The sequence below is a fragment of the Dactylosporangium sp. NPDC005555 genome, assembly GCF_040605635.1.
In the GTDB taxonomy this organism is placed as follows: domain Bacteria; phylum Actinomycetota; class Actinomycetes; order Mycobacteriales; family Micromonosporaceae; genus Dactylosporangium.
In genome coordinates, this window is sequence record NZ_JBEXDG010000007.1 from 137136 (window position 1) to 150917 (window position 13782).

The 13782-nt window shown below is 73.1% G+C and carries 19 protein-coding genes; 9 read left to right on the forward strand and 10 right to left on the reverse strand.

From position 1 onward, the window contains the following. Positions 1-10: 10 nt before the first annotated feature. Complete coding sequence (locus tag ABZS58_RS10795) at positions 11-559, forward strand: hypothetical protein (protein ID WP_354779919.1); 549 nt, start codon at positions 11-13, stop codon at positions 557-559. Between the two features lie 51 nt (positions 560-610). Beyond that, the gene (locus tag ABZS58_RS10800) at positions 611-1459 is read left to right on the forward strand and encodes a class F sortase (RefSeq protein ID WP_354779921.1); all 849 of its coding nucleotides are present in this window, start codon (positions 611-613) and stop codon (positions 1457-1459) included. Positions 1460-1466: 7 nt separating this feature from the next. Here ABZS58_RS10800 and ABZS58_RS10805 read toward each other — a convergent pair whose 3' ends face one another. Then, complete coding sequence (locus ABZS58_RS10805; RefSeq protein WP_354779923.1) at positions 1467-2672, reverse strand: EcsC family protein; 1206 nt, start codon at positions 2670-2672, stop codon at positions 1467-1469. A gap of 109 nt (positions 2673-2781) precedes the next feature. Here ABZS58_RS10805 and ABZS58_RS10810 point away from each other — a divergent pair, with 109 nt between their 5' ends. Together ABZS58_RS10810 and ABZS58_RS10815 are read left to right on the forward strand one after the other, a co-directional pair. Then, positions 2782-2958: a hypothetical protein gene (locus tag ABZS58_RS10810; RefSeq protein WP_354779925.1), complete on the forward strand. Its 177-nt coding sequence runs from the start codon at positions 2782-2784 to the stop codon at positions 2956-2958. A 69-nt stretch (positions 2959-3027) separates the two neighbouring features. Continuing rightward, complete coding sequence (locus ABZS58_RS10815; protein ID WP_354779927.1) at positions 3028-4095, forward strand: serine hydrolase domain-containing protein; 1068 nt, start codon at positions 3028-3030, stop codon at positions 4093-4095. Positions 4096-4138: 43 nt separating this feature from the next. Here the strand turns inward: ABZS58_RS10815 and ABZS58_RS10820 are convergent, their stop codons facing one another. The 5 genes from ABZS58_RS10820 to ABZS58_RS10840 all read right to left on the reverse strand — a co-directional run bounded on the left by ABZS58_RS10820 (position 4139) and on the right by ABZS58_RS10840 (position 7057). Further along, positions 4139-4738, reverse strand: a complete 600-nt coding sequence (locus tag ABZS58_RS10820) for a transposase (protein ID WP_354779929.1) — start codon at positions 4736-4738, stop codon at positions 4139-4141. After that, positions 4705-5208 (reverse strand): winged helix-turn-helix domain-containing protein, encoded by a 504-nt coding sequence (locus ABZS58_RS10825; RefSeq protein ID WP_354779931.1) that lies wholly within the window; start codon positions 5206-5208, stop codon positions 4705-4707. The genes ABZS58_RS10820 and ABZS58_RS10825 overlap by 34 nt, the downstream gene beginning before the upstream one ends. 80 nt (positions 5209-5288) lie before the next feature. Continuing rightward, the gene (locus ABZS58_RS10830; protein ID WP_354780155.1) at positions 5289-6083 is read right to left on the reverse strand and encodes an SAM-dependent methyltransferase; all 795 of its coding nucleotides are present in this window, start codon (positions 6081-6083) and stop codon (positions 5289-5291) included. Positions 6084-6115: 32 nt separating this feature from the next. Then, entirely contained in the window at positions 6116-6454 is a 339-nt protein-coding gene (locus ABZS58_RS10835) for a DUF1330 domain-containing protein (RefSeq protein WP_354779933.1), read from the reverse strand. 48 nt (positions 6455-6502) lie between these two features. Continuing rightward, entirely contained in the window at positions 6503-7057 is a 555-nt protein-coding gene (locus ABZS58_RS10840; protein WP_354779935.1) for a helix-turn-helix domain-containing protein, read from the reverse strand. Between the two features lie 88 nt (positions 7058-7145). On the opposite strand from ABZS58_RS10840, the gene ABZS58_RS10845 reads away from it, so the two are divergent. From ABZS58_RS10845 to ABZS58_RS10855, 3 genes are read left to right on the forward strand one after another with little or no spacing between them, the layout of a single operon-like run. Next, complete coding sequence (locus ABZS58_RS10845) at positions 7146-7844, forward strand: SDR family oxidoreductase (RefSeq protein WP_354779937.1); 699 nt, start codon at positions 7146-7148, stop codon at positions 7842-7844. 5 nt (positions 7845-7849) lie between these two features. Next, complete coding sequence (locus tag ABZS58_RS10850) at positions 7850-8779, forward strand: glutathione S-transferase C-terminal domain-containing protein (protein ID WP_354779939.1); 930 nt, start codon at positions 7850-7852, stop codon at positions 8777-8779. An 18-nt stretch (positions 8780-8797) separates the two neighbouring features. Further along, positions 8798-9529: an SDR family oxidoreductase gene (locus ABZS58_RS10855; protein ID WP_354779941.1), complete on the forward strand. Its 732-nt coding sequence runs from the start codon at positions 8798-8800 to the stop codon at positions 9527-9529. A 53-nt stretch (positions 9530-9582) separates the two neighbouring features. On the opposite strand, the gene ABZS58_RS10860 is transcribed toward ABZS58_RS10855, so the two are convergent. The 4 genes from ABZS58_RS10860 to ABZS58_RS10875 form a co-directional block, all read right to left on the reverse strand. After that, complete coding sequence (locus ABZS58_RS10860; protein WP_354779942.1) at positions 9583-9789, reverse strand: hypothetical protein; 207 nt, start codon at positions 9787-9789, stop codon at positions 9583-9585. 163 nt (positions 9790-9952) lie between these two features. Then, positions 9953-11179: an Ig-like domain-containing protein gene (locus tag ABZS58_RS10865; RefSeq protein WP_354779944.1), complete on the reverse strand. Its 1227-nt coding sequence runs from the start codon at positions 11177-11179 to the stop codon at positions 9953-9955. Positions 11180-11264: 85 nt separating this feature from the next. Further along, complete coding sequence (locus ABZS58_RS10870; protein WP_354779946.1) at positions 11265-11621, reverse strand: DUF427 domain-containing protein; 357 nt, start codon at positions 11619-11621, stop codon at positions 11265-11267. Then, on the reverse strand, positions 11618-12199 hold the full coding sequence (locus tag ABZS58_RS10875; protein WP_354779948.1) for a TetR/AcrR family transcriptional regulator: 582 nt from the start codon (positions 12197-12199) through the stop codon (positions 11618-11620). Before ABZS58_RS10875 ends, ABZS58_RS10870 begins: the two co-directional genes overlap by 4 nt. A 102-nt stretch (positions 12200-12301) precedes the next feature. Between ABZS58_RS10875 and ABZS58_RS10880 the strand changes: the two genes are divergently transcribed. Beyond that, positions 12302-13504, forward strand: coding sequence for an MFS transporter (locus ABZS58_RS10880; RefSeq protein WP_354779950.1), 1203 nt, complete (start codon positions 12302-12304; stop codon positions 13502-13504). A gap of 71 nt (positions 13505-13575) precedes the next feature. Next, on the forward strand, positions 13576-13767 hold the full coding sequence (locus ABZS58_RS10885; protein WP_354779952.1) for a hypothetical protein: 192 nt from the start codon (positions 13576-13578) through the stop codon (positions 13765-13767). Positions 13768-13782: the final 15 nt, after the last annotated feature.

The following is a 13782-nucleotide window of genomic DNA, read 5'->3' on the forward strand; positions in this document are numbered from 1 at the left end:
GGGAGGCTCGATGTCCCAACCCGCGAGAAGAGCTCACGCCAGGCGCACACTCGCCGAACGGCGGGCGATCGCCACGGTGGCGGCTGTCGCGTTGCTGGTCCTGCTCGTGCTGCTGCTGTCGTACTGCGTGGCGACCCGCGACGACCGCGACGGCGCCGCCACGGGCCCCTCGAGCACCGCCGCGCCCGCCTCCCGCTCCGCCTCGGCCGGCCCGACCGCCTCGGGCAACGCGGCCAGGACCCCGCCCCCCACCGGCGCCGCGACCGGCACGGGCGGCGCGGCCGCCGGAGGCGCCACCGCCGGTGGCGGCTCATCGGCCGGCGCGGCGGGTGGCGGCGCCACGACCTCCACCGGGCCGGGCAGCTCCGCGGGTGCGGCGGGCGGCACCGCCACGGCGACCGCACGGCCGGCGACGACCCCGAGCGGCGCGCCGGGCACGGGCGGCGGCGGTGGTCTCGGCATGCGGTATCCGCTTCTGGCGGGCGCCGGCATCGTCCTGCTGCTCGCCGCCGCGGCTCTCATGGTGTTCCGGCTGCGCCCGTCGTCCGGCCCGCGGTAGATGCGGCCCGGACCACCCGCCGCGCCCGGGGTGGCCCGGGCAGCCTCGCGGATGCGGCAGCGGATCTCGGCGATGGAGCCGCGGCGGCGACGGCGGATCATCGACGTGCTCACCGCCGTCTGCGCCGTCGCGGGGCTCACGCTCGTGGTCATCGGTGCCGCACCGGCGCGGGAGCCGCAGCGCCGGCCCGGGCAGCAGGCCGCCGCCGACGAGGTGCCGCTCGGACCGCCCGGACCGCCCGCGCCGACCGGCCGCGCCCCCGGCCCGCCGGGCGCCACCACCGGCCCGGCCGCGACCCGACCGGCCACCACCGGCTCTGCCACCACCGGCCAGGCCGCCACCGGTCCGGTCGCCGGTGGTGACGGCGCCGTGACCGCCACCACGGGCGGTCCCACCGGCGGCCCCGCTGCCGGCGTCGGCGCGGCCGGTGGCGGGATGGGGGCTTCGGTGCCCGTACACCTGGACATCCCGGTGATCGGGGTCAGCACCTCGCTGATGGAGCTGGGCCTCAACCCTGACGGGACGATCGCGGTGCCGCCGTTGCGGGGCGACGCGCCCGCGGGCTGGTACAAGCATCTCGCCACGCCCGGAGAGGTCGGGCCGGCGGTGATCCTCGGGCACGTCGACACGGCCAGGGACGGGCCCGCGGTGTTCTACCAGCTGCGGGACCTGCGCCCCGGCGACGAGGTCAGCGTCCGCCGGGCCGACGGCACGACCGCGGTGTTCGGCGTCGACCGGGTCGAGGAGTACCCGAAGGAGCGGTTCCCCTCGGCCGAGGTCTACGGCGCGGCGGACCGCCCGGTGCTGCGGCTCATCACGTGCGGCGGCACCTTCGACCGGATGCGGCGCGCGTACCGCGGCAACGTCATCGTCTTCGCGACCCTGCGCCGGACCGCGTGAACCGCGGCTAGCGCTTCGGCGCCGGTGGCAGCTGCAGCGGCGGGCGTTGCATCGGCAGCGCCGGGCGGCCGTACAGCTCGACGGCCTTCTTGCCGAGCGACTTCGTCGCCCCCGCGTTGGCGAAGCTGCCGAGGATGATCGCCGCACCCGGGACCATCTTCGCGAACAGCCGCTTCGCGGCCTTGACCCCGGCCATCTGGGCGAGCTTCAGGCCCAGGGTCAGCAGCATCTGGTTGATCGGTCGGCGCTTGTCCGGCAGCAGCGTGCCGATGCCCTGCCGCCCGCGGGCGACCTGCAGCGCGGCCCGGGCCGTCTGCGTGTACTTGTGGACGCCCTGCAGCACCAGCAGCTCCGTGGCCCGCTCGGGATCGGCGGGGTCGTGACCGAACGCGGCGGCGACGAGCAGCACCATCTTCGCCTGGGTCCAGGCGAGCACACCGACGTCGAGGACCGCCCCGGCGAGCCCGGCGGCGCCGGACACCGCCCCGGAGAGCCTGGCGTGGTTGGTGTACCGGTAGACGACCATGCTCGCGATCGCCTCCGGCGGCGCGGCCGGGTTCTGGGCGCGGAGCTTCCGCAGCTCGACGAGCATCTTCGGCCCGATCCTGGTGACGGCCTCGAGCGCGAGGTGCTCAGGCGCGTACTCGGGGTCGGCGCGCATCTTCTGCCACAGCCCGGGCGGCGGCCCGTCGTCGACCCCGTCGGGCGACGGCTGGGACGGCTGCGGCGCCGGCCCCGGATCGCCGGGAATCCATGCCTGCTGACCGGCGTCGCCCTGCGGCTGCCCGGCGGTGATCCACTGCGGCTGACCGGCGTCGGCGGCGGCCTGCGGCTGGCCGGCGGTGATCCACTCCGGCTGACCGGCGTCGGCGGCGGCCTGGGGTTGACCGGCGGTGACCCACTCCGGCTGACCGGCGTCGGCGGCGGCCTGGGGTTGACCGGCGGTGACCCATGACGGCTGCCCCGCGCCGGCTGCCTGCGGCTGGCCCGACGGCGTCCACGGCGGCCCGGGGTCGACCATCGGCGCCCGCGGCAGGCCATCGTCGGCACCGGAAGCACCCGGCGCGGCCGGAGCAGCCGGAGCGGCCGGAGCAGCCGGGGCATCTGACGCGCCGCCGGCGGTGGAGGCCCACACCGGCGGCGGGGCCTGGCCGGGAGACCGCGGCGGGCCGGAGTCGGTGGCGTCGGGGCTCTGCGGCGGCACGTCGGTCACACGAAGACTGTAGGAGATCCGCACAACCCGGGAACAGATCCGCTACCGAGCCGCTCCCGTGTCGGTACCTGTGGGTATGAGCCACGACCTGACCAAGGTGATCGCAGACATGACGATGTCCCTCGACGGGTTCGTCGCCGGCCCGCACGACGGCGTGGAGCACCTCTTCGGCTGGCACGGCAACGGCCCCGTCACCGTCCCCAGCCACAGCCCGGGCGTCACGTTCAAGGTCCCGGAGGCGAGCGGGCCGCACCTGCGACGCGTTCGACCGCGGGCGTGCTGGTGACCTTCATGGCCGCGGCGACCGCGGGTAAATGACCGGACCCGCCGGCGGCGCGGCGGTAAGGTGCGGCGCGTGGCAGACATCGTGCGCGGCAGCGTCGCACCAGGGTTCGAGACGGTCCGGACGGCGTTCGAGGAGCTGTTCGGCTCGGGGGCGGAGACGGGCGCGTCGGTCGCCGCCCACGTGGGCGGCACCCTCGTCGTCGACCTGTGGGGCGGCTGGGCCGACGCGGCCCGCACCCGGCCGTGGGAGGCGGACACGCTGTCGACCGTGTTCTCCACGGGGAAACCGGTCGCGGCGATGGCGGTGCTGCGCCGGGTCGCCGACGGCAGGATCGACCTCGACGCCCCGGTCGCCACGTACTGGAAGGCGTTCCCTCACCCGGCCGCCACGGTCCGGCACGCCCTGTCCCACCAGGCCGGCCTGCCCGCCGCCCGGGTTTCCGACGTCGCCGAGATCCTGGACGGCGACCGGTTCGCGGCCGCCATCGCGGCCACGCCGCTGGAGTGGGAGCCGGGGACGGCGTTCGGGGAGCACGCGCTCACGTACGGGACCATCCTCGGCGAGATCCTGCGCGGCGCCACCGGCGAGACGGTCGGCGAGGTCGTGCGCACGCTCGGCGTCGACGTCCACTTCGGACTGTCCGCTGTGGACGCCGCGCGGTGCGCCGAGGTCGAGCACGCCACGCCCGACTGGCCCGAGCGGCAGCTGAGCGGCCACGGCGACCTGTGGTCCCGCGCCCTCGGCCCGGCGGAGCTCCTCGCCACCGAGGTCGTCAACGGCCCGCTGTGGCGCGGCGGGGAGCTTCCCGCCGTCAACTGCCACGCGACGGCACGGGGGCTCGCCGCGTTCTACGAGGGGCTGCCCGGCATGCTGCCCGCGCCGCTGCTCGCCGAGGCGCTCGGTCCGCAGGCGGTCGGTTTCGACCGGCTCCTGGAGCAGGACGCGACCTGGACCCTCGGCTGGCGCCGCGAGGACGCCTGGTTGGGCATGGGCGGCATCGGCGGGTCGTCCGCCGGCAGCGACGAGTCGTTCGGCTACAGCCTCGCCTACGTCACCCGCCGCCTCGGCGACCACGACCGCGGCGACGCCATGTATGACACCCTCGAGGCCGCGATCACGGCCCAACGCGCAAGCTAGGGCCGCGTAAGCCAGGGCCGCGCGAGCTAGAGACCTTTCGGGGTCAGGGTTTGGGTGGGGATAGGCCGGTGGCGGTGAGGTAGCTGTCGAAGAGGCCGTGGCGGTATTGCATGCGTTTGAGGCGGTTCTTGACGGCGTGTTCCAGGGCGGTGGCGGTCCGGGTGGCGAGGTTGCCCAAGCTGCGTTTCAGTGCCGACCAGACCTTCTCGGTCGGGTTGAGCTCGGAGGCGTAGCCCGGCAGCCGGTAGGCGCGCAGCCATGGCCGGGCGGCGATCAGCGTGCGCATCCGGGCGGACCTGTGGGTGTTGAGGCCGTCCCAGATCAGGATGATCGGTCCGTGAAGCTGCTGGTGAGCGGCGTCGAGCATCCGGGCGAGGTCGTTCTCCCGGAAGCCTTTCGGTTCTCCTTTGCGGCCCCGGTGCAGCATTGTGCGGTAGATCAGCCGCGAGCGGTCACCGGGCCGGTAGCAGACCAGACCCGCCACCGAGACCCGGACGTTGCCGGCGGCGGTCACCGACACCACCGGCGTGCCCCCGCGCGGTGCCCAGGTCGTGGCCTTCCTCGCCCGCAACGTCTGACCGCACTCGTCGGCGAAACAGATCCAGGCGCTCAGCCGCCGCGCGACCCTTTTAGCGCCGGCCACCGGCGCCGCCGCCAATGCGTGATGGCCTGCTCGTCACGCTCCACAGCACGATGCACCGGCAGCTGGGCGGTGTAGCCCAGGCGGCGCATCACCTGCCACACCGTGGCGATGCTGACCCGCTGGTGGAACATCGTGGCGATCAACGCCGCGATCCGCTGCAGCGTCCACCGCTGATCCTCGCCGTACCCGGCAGCGGCCGGCCCCAGCTCCAGCTGTTGCCGCAACCGGACCAGCTGCGCCTCGGACAGCACCGGGTCCGGCCCCGGCGGGCCCTTCGACGCCAGTGCCTCGACCCCACCGGCCGCCCACGCCCGCCGCCACCGGTACGCACTGTTCGCCGAGACCTCCAACGCAGCAGCCACGCCCAACGCCGTGACGCCCTCCGCGAACAGCTCCCCGGCCCGACGACGCACCAACTCCCGCCGCTCCCGCGCAGCCGAGTTCAGACCACCGCCATCGCCGTACCGCATACCCCCAGCACACCGCCGCCACAGGCCAAAGCGATCACCCACAAAGAAGGAGCAACCCAAACCCTGACCCCGAATGGTCTTTAGAGCTGCCCGACGGCGCCGTAGACGGAGATGTCGGCTGGAGTGAGGTCCGGGTCGCGGTCGGCGTCGGGGCGCCACGCGTCGACGGCGACGACACCCGGGTCGACGAGGGTCAGCCCGTCGAACAGGGCGCCGAACTCGTCCCGGGTGCGGGGCCAGATGTCGGTCTGTCCGGCGGCGAGCATCCGGTCGTACACCGCGGCGATCTGCGGCGGCAGGAAGTCCTTCGTCGCGTTGCTGGCCACGAGGTAGCTGCCCGGGGGCAGGGCATCGAGGAGCTCCCGCACGATCGGCGTGCCGGCGCCCTCGCCGTGGATGAAGTGCAGCACCGCGACGAGCATGAGGCCGATCGGAGCGGTGAAGTCGAGGGTGGCGCGCAGGTCGGGGTGGGCGAGGATGCGGGCCGGGTCGCGCAGGTCCGCCTCCAGGTAGGCGGTCGCGCCCTCGGGCGCGCTGGTCAGCAGCGCCCTGGCGTGGACCATGACCATCGGGTCGTTGTCGACGTAGACGACCCGGGCCGACGGGGCGATGGCCTGCGCGACCTCGTGGGTGTTGCCCGCGGTGGGCAGGCCGGTGCCGATGTCCAGGAACTGGCGGATGCCCGCCTCGCCGGCCAGGAAGCGCACGGCGCGGCCGAGGAAGCGCCGGTTCTCCCGGGCGGCGATCGGCGCGCTCGGCCAGGCCGCGGCGATGGCGTCGCCGGAGGCCCTGTCGGCGGCGAAGTTGTCCTTGCCACCCAGCCAGTAGTTGTACCGCCGGGCCGGGTGGGCCACGCTGGTGTCGATCCGATCCATGGGCACGCGGCAAACTGTATCCGGCCGTGCGCTCAGGTGACAGCGCGGATCGCGGCGGCCATCCTCGCCGGGTCGTGGCCGGGGCGGACGCCGTCGAAGAGGATCGCGGAGCCGGCGATGTGGTCGGTGCGCAGGTGCAGGATCTCCTGGTAGGCGGGCGAGTCGTACCAGTCCCGGGCCGCGCCCAGGTCCGGGAACGCGATGATCACGAGCGAGCCGGGCCAGTCGCCCTCGCGGACCTCGACGTCGGGGCCGTGGGCGAGGAACGTGCCGCCGAACGGGTCGAGGGTCGCCTGGATCCGCTCCAGGTAGACCAGGACGTCCTCGTTGATGGTGGGCGTGTGCAGGTGGGCGAGCGCGTAAGCCGTCATGCCGTGATCGTCACCCGTGGCGGGTAGGTGTGTCGATGACCTGCGACGTCATGCGAGCGCGTCCAGCAGCATCGCGGCGGTGCGGCTGCCGATGCCGCCGAGCCCGCCGCCACGCATCACGGCGCGGACCGAGGCGCCGTCGAACAGCATGAGCAGCTGGGTGCCGAGCTGCTCCGGGTCGCGGGCCCCGAGCAGGGCGGCCTGCCGCTGGAAGTACACCTCCAGCTGCGTCTTGAACTCCAGCGCGACGCGGCTCGCCCGGTGCGCCGCGTCGTGCAGCTCGATCGTCGTGTTGGCGAACGGGCAACCGTGGAAGCCGGGTGCGGTGGCCTGCTCCTCGAGGACGGCGAAGACGTGCAGGATCCGCTCGCGCGGGGTGAGGTCCGCGTCCCCGGGCGCGAAATAGTGCGCGACGGTGGCCGGCCCGTGCACCCGCAGCGCCTCGGCGACCAGGTCGTCCTTGGTCGCGAACAGCTGATACATCGAGCGCTTCGACACGCCCGCGGTCTGGCACAGGCGCTCGACGCCGACCGCGCCGACGCCCTCCGCGTAGAACAGGTCGGCGGCGGCGCGCAAGAGGCGGTCCCGTGTTGGAGAGGTCACACCCCAAGTGTAAACCGATCGGTTTATGGTTGCCGTGACGACCGGAAACCAATCGGTTTCCGGCGGCGACGCGACAGCGGAGGCAGACATGAAGATCGAGGATGCGGTGGTACTGGTCACCGGCGGCAACCGTGGCATCGGCAAGGCCCTCGTGGCCGAGGCTCTGGCACGCGGCGCCCGGAAGGTCTACGCCGCCGCCCGGGACCCGCGCACCGTCACCACGCCCGGCGCCGAGGCGGTCGCCCTGGACGTGACCGATCCCGGGTCGGTCCGGCTGGCCGCCGCCGGCACCGGCGACGTCACCGTCCTGATCAACAACGCCGGCATCTACGTCGGCGCCAGCTTCCTGACCGGCGACCTGGCCGACGTGCGCCGCGAGTTCGAGACGAACTTCTACGGCCCGCTGCACGTCACCCGGGCGTTCGTGCCGCAGCTGCTCGCCAACGGCGGCGGGCGGATCGTGAACGTGCACTCGGCGCTGTCGTGGGTCGCGCTCGGCCAGTCGTACAGCGCGACGAAGGCGGCCCTGTGGTCGGCCAGCGACGCGCTGCGCCTGGAGCTCGCGCCGCAGGGCATCGGCGTCACCGGCCTGCACGTCGGCTACGTCGACACCGACATGGCCGCCGCCGTCGACGCCCCGAAGGTCAGCCCCGGGTCGGTCGCCGCGCAGGTGTTCGACGCGGTCGAGCAGGACCGCGACGAGGTCCTCGCCGACGACACCTCCCGCGGGGCGAAGCAGTCGCTGATCCGCGACCCGGCGGAGCGGTACGCGGCGGTGGCAGGATAGGACACATGGGTGCCTACCGGTCGACCGGCGAGTTCAAGCGGGACCAGAACTACATCACCTCCCGCATCACCGCCGACGGCCGGGACGGCTACCCGGTCGAGCCCGGCCGCTACCGACTGGTGGTGAGCCGGGCCTGCCCGTGGGCGAGCCGCGCCATCATCGTGCGGGAGCTGCTCGGGCTGCAGGACGTGCTGTCGATGGGCGTCTGCGGCCCCACCCACGACCAGCGCAGCTGGACCTTCGACCTCGACCCCGGCGGCGTCGACCCGGTGCTCGGCATCGAACGCATCCAGGACGCGTACTTCGCCCGCTTCCCCGGCTACGAGCGCGGCATCACGGTGCCGTGCGTCGTCGACGTCACCACCGGCCAGGTCGTCACCAACGACTACGCCCAGATCACCCTCGACCTCTCCACGGAGTGGGCGCGGTTCCACAGGCCCGGTTCGCCGCAGCTGTACCCCCTCGAGCTCCGCGACGAGATCGACGAGGTCAACGAGGTCGTCTTCAAGGACGTCAACAACGGCGTCTACCGGGCCGGGTTCGCCGGCTCCCAGGAGGCGTACGAGGCGGCCTACGAGCGGCTGTTCGCCCGGCTGGACTGGTTGTCGCAGCGGCTGTCGACCCGGCGGTACCTCGTCGGCGGCCGGATCACCGAGGCGGACATCCGCCTGTTCACCACCCTCGTGCGGTTCGACGCCGTGTACCACGGCCACTTCAAGTGCAACCGGCAGAAGCTCACCGAGCTGCCCGTGCTGTGGGACTACGCCCGCGACCTGTTCCAGACCCCGGGATTCGGCGACACGGTCGACTTCGACCACATCAAGCGGCACTACTACGAGGTCCACCGCGACATCAACCCGTCGGGCGTGGTCCCGCTCGGCCCCGCACTGTCGGGCTGGACGCTGCCGCACGACCGGGCCTCGCTCGGGTCGTGACCGTCTAGGCTCGCGTCCATGGGTCAGGTCACGATCGTCACGGGTGGCAGCAGGGGCATCGGGGCGGCGTGCGCCGTGCGGCTCGCGGCGGACGGGCACCGGGTCGCGGTCGGCTACCAGCGGTCCGCCTCCTCCGCCGCATCGGTGGTCTCCGCCGTGGTGGCGGCGGGCGGGGCCGCCGTCGCGGTGCAGGTGGACACGTCCGTCGAGCAGGACGTGGTGCGGCTGTTCGCGACCGCCGCCGCCGAGCTCGGCCCGGTCACCGGCCTGGTCAACAACGCCGCCGTCACCTCCCCGATGGGCACCCTCGCCGACCTGCGCACCGAGGACCTGCGCCGGGTCGTCGACGTCAACATCGTCGGCGCGTTCCTGTGCGCCCGCGAGGCCGCCCGGGTCCTGCCCCGCGGCGGCGCGATCGTCAACGTCTCGTCGGGCGCGGCGACGCTGGGCAGCCCCGGTGAGTACATCCACTACGCCGCGAGCAAGGCCGCCCTCGACACGCTGACGCTCGGGCTGGCGAAGGAGCTCGGCCCGGCGGGCATCCGCGTCAACGGGGTCGCCCCCGGCATCATCCGCACCGAGATGCACGCCGTGTCCGGCGACCCGGACCGCGCCGAGAAGGCCGGGCCCGGCATCCCGCTCGGCCGCGCCGGCGAACCGTCCGAGATCGCGGAGGCCATCGCCTGGCTGCTGAGCGACGCCGCCTCGTACGCCACCGGAACGACACTGCGGGTCGCCGGCGGCCGCTGACCCTCGGCGGCGCAGGCCGGCGGCGCAGGGGCGGCGGTCCCGTTGCGCGGCGGTCAGCGCTCGTGGAGGGTGTCGACGTCGGCGCCCTGGTCGAGGAGGTAGCGCACGGCACGGTCGAGGTCGGTCTGGCGCAGGACGAGCGCGCCGACGCGGACCTTGCGGGAGCTCTCGGCGCCACGGTCGTAGACGTCGACGCCCCGGGACCGCACCTCCAGGCGCCACCGCCCGTCATCGGTGACCAGCACCCGCATCCCCCGCACCGCATGATTCTCGGGGCGAGATGGTCGACTTGCCGCACATATCCGAAAAATCAGATATGTGACGGCGGAGCTGCGCAGGGGCCGGGGAGTGGCAGCGCTCCACGGAGCCCACGGGCGGAGGACGAAGGGCCGGCCCGCGGGTGGCGAAGCGGTCAGGCGTGGGTCACCACTGGGCGTAGGGGACGTTCCAGTCGCCGATGCCGTCGGTGAGGGTGAGGTTCTTCGCGGTGTTGCGGACCTCCACGACGTCGCCGACGTCGAAGTTCTCGTAGAACCACTTGGCGTGGTCGGGGGCGACGTTGATGCAGCCGTGCGAGGTGTTCTCCTTGCCGTGCTTGGGGATGTTCCAGTCGGCGAGGTGGACGTACTCACCCGAGAGCGAGATCCGGCACGCGAGGCGGATCTTCTCCTCGTAGTAGTTCGGGTCGTTCTTGTTGGTGACGCCGTAGGAGGCGGAGCTCATCGTGACGAGGGGTTCCTTCGTCATGAGGACGTGGACGCCGCTGGCGGTCAGGTAGTCGATCTTCTCGCCCTTGGAGCCGATGGCGCCCTTGCCGCCGCGGCCCATGCTGCAGGGGATCTTGCGGACCATCTGGCCGTCGACGTAGCACTCCATCTGCTTGGTGTTGGAGTCGGCGATGGCGATGCGGGACTTGCCGATCGTGAAGCCGGCGGAGGCGTTGGTGCCGCCGTAGACGCCGTTGCCGGTGTCGACGCCGAGCAGGTTGGCTTCGACCTTCACGGACGTGCCGGGGGCCCAGTACTTCTCGGGGCGCCAGTGGGCGCTCTGCGCGCTGACCCAGTGCCACCTGCCCTCGACCGCGGGTGTGGTGGTGACCTTCATGGCCTCGGCGACGGCGTCCTTGTTGGTGACGGCCTTGTTGAAGAAGACGATGACAGGCTGGCCGACGCCATACGTGTTGCCGTTCTTCAACGCGAGCATCGGGTTGGCCTGGAAGGTGATCCCGACGGTGGCGGCCGGCTTCAGCGTGGTGAACGTGGCGGTCTGGCTGACCGCGGCCCCGGCGGCGTCGGCACCGGTGACCGTCACGGTGTAGGTCTGCCCATACGCCAGGGCACCGGTGGACCGCCAGTTGTGCTTGTCGTCGGCCAGGGTGCCGGCGAGGGCCTTGCCGGCGGCGGCGACCGTGACGGTGTCGAGCGTGCCGTTCTCGATGGCGACGGTGACCGGGCTGGTCGGCGCGACGTCCTTGCTGTCGGCGGCCGGCGTGATGGTGAGCTTCGCCGGCTGCGGGGCGGCGCCGCCGCCCTTGCCGTCGGTCCCCGTGGCGGCCGAGCCCGTCTTCTTCGCGCCGTCGTCACAGCCGGCCAGGACCGCGGCGGTGGCGACTCCGGCACCCGTGACCAGCATCTTGCGTCGACTCAGCATGTCTCGTCCTCCCCGCTCGCGAACGCTACCCACACGAAGACGTTTCGCGAAACCCCTCGCGTTGCACGCGGCCGGGACGAACGCGTCACTCCACTGTCAGGTCGACCCGGTCGGTGTAGAAGGCGACCCGCTCGGCGATCGGCTCCACGGCCGGGTAGGGCGTCTCGTAGGTCCAGATGACGTTCGTGAGCTCACGGTCGGCGGTGACGACGCTGTAGTAGGAGGCGTCGCCCTTGTACGGGCAGTGCGTCGAGTGCTCCGTGCGCCGCAGCACCGACTGGTCCACGTCGGCGAGGGGCAGGTAATACGCCGGCGGATAGGTGGACTCCTGCAGCGTCAGCGCGTCCGTGGTGTCGGCGACGACGGCACCGTCGACGCGGACCGTGACGCGGCGGCCGGTCGGCGTGACGGTGATCGGGTGGTCCGGTCCTGGAATCTTCATGCCTCCGACGCTACCTCGCCCCCGGCGGCCTGGCCGCCGGACGTGCGCTGGGTCAGCAGCCGGTCGACGCAGCGTGCCGCGAGGTCGGGCGTCAGCGTCCACGGCAGGAAGATCACCCGGTAGATGATGGGCGAGATCACGAGGTCGATGAGGTCGTCGGCGGCGAAGGGCGCGCCGGACCGGGAGGCGAGGACGACGGCCTCGGCGCGGCGGTTGCGCAGGCAGTCGGACTCGGTCTCGCCGGCGGCGGCGGCGCCGCCGCGCAGCAGGGCGGCGTTGACCGGCTTGGCGTAGTGCTCGACGATCTCGCCCGCCCAGGCGACGAGGTCGGCGCGCGGCTCGCCGGTGTCGGGCAGCGGCCGGTCGGGGTCGAGCCGGTAGGTGGCGATGTCGTTGAGCATCGTCGGCAGGTCGCCCCAGCGCCGGTAGATCGACGTCGGGTTGACCCCGGCGCGCTCGGCGATCAGCGGGATGGTGACCCGCTCGGCGCCGCGCTCCTTGACCAGATCCTCGACCGCGTGCCTGACCTGCGCGAGGACGACGGCGCTGCGCCCGCCGGTGCGCTTCCCGGTCGACATGTGACGCTCCTAACGCAACGATCTTTGCTTTAAGCGCGCCAAGGCGCCATCAAGCGGCGTAGCTTCAGCCTAACGCAATGAGATTTGCTTTAGGGGGACGGCATGACCACCGCACTGGCCCGACCGGTCACACTGCCCGCCGGGGTCGCGTTCGCCGGCGCCGGCCTCGCGTTCGCGTCGCTGTACCTGGCGGCCGGGGCGCCGACGCCACTGCTCGTGCTGTTCGAGCACCAGTGGGGCTTCGCGCCGTGGGTGCTGACCGTCGCGTTCGCCGCCTACGCCCTCGGCCTGCTGGCGTCGCTGCTCGTCGTCGGCTCACTGTCCGACCACGTGGGCCGGCGGCCGGTCCTGGTCGGCGCGCTCAGCCTCGAGGTCGCCGCGATGCTCATGTTCGTGTTCGCCCCGGACATCGGCTGGGTGATCGCCGCCCGGGTCGTGCAGGGCGTCGCCACGGGCGCCGCGAGCAGCGCGTTCACCGCCGCGCTCGTCGAGCTGGCGCCACCGCACCGCAAGCGGCTCGGCACGATCGTCGCGGGCGCCGCACCGGCCGGCGGTCTCGGGCTGGGCGCGCTGCTGACCGGCTTCGCCGTGCAGTTCACCCACTCGGCGAACCTCATCGTCTTCGGCGCTCTCACCGTGATCATGGTCGTCGGTACGCTCACCGCCGCGTTCTCCGGCGAGACCGTGACCAGGCGGCCCGGCGCGCTCGACTCGCTCAGGCCCCGGGTGACCGTGCCGCGGGCGGCCCGCCGCGAGTTCGCCGCCGCGATCCCCGTGCACCTGGCCAGCTGGATGTTCGCCGGGCTGTTCATGGGCCTCGCCCCGACGATCGTCCGGGACATCTTCCACATCGACAGCGGCCTGCTCAACGGGGCGACCGCGTTCCTGCCGCCCGCGTCGGCCGCCGTCGCCGGATACGTCCTGGGCCGCCTCCACCCGCGCCGCACGATCCTGCTCGGCGGTGCCGCGGTCCTGCTGGGCGCCGCGGTCGTCGTCACCGGCATCGTCACCGTCGTGCTGCCCCTCGTGTGGGCCGGCGGGATCATCGGGGGCGCCGGGTTCGGTGCCACGTTCTCCGGGGCGCTGCGCGCCGTCGGGCCGCTCGCCGAGACGCACCAGCGGGCGGGGCTGTTCGCGGCCGTGTTCCTCGTCGCCTACCTGTCCTTCGGCGTCCCCGCGATCGTCGCCGGCCAGCTCGTCGCCCCGCTCGGCCTGCTCACCACGGTCCTGCTCTACGGCACCGCGATCCTCGCCGCCGCCGCGGCCGGCCTGCTCACCCAGTTTCGACTGACCCGGGCCGGGTGACGAAACCCTTCAGGTCCGCGGGCGCGGAGCCGATGTGGGCACGACCAGACCGGAGCGCAGAGGAGCACAGCATGAACGTCGCGCAGATCGCCTCCCCGATCACCTTCAGCATGCCGCGGGCCGGCGGCACCCTCGACCCGGCGACCGCGAAAGCCCAGGTCAACGCCCAGGCCGACACGCTCGGCGCGCTCATGGGCAGCAAGCACAGCAGCGCCGTGGCGAGCGGCCTCTCCGACGGCAAGGGCGTCGACATCCTCCTGTAGAGCGGTTCGGACGGC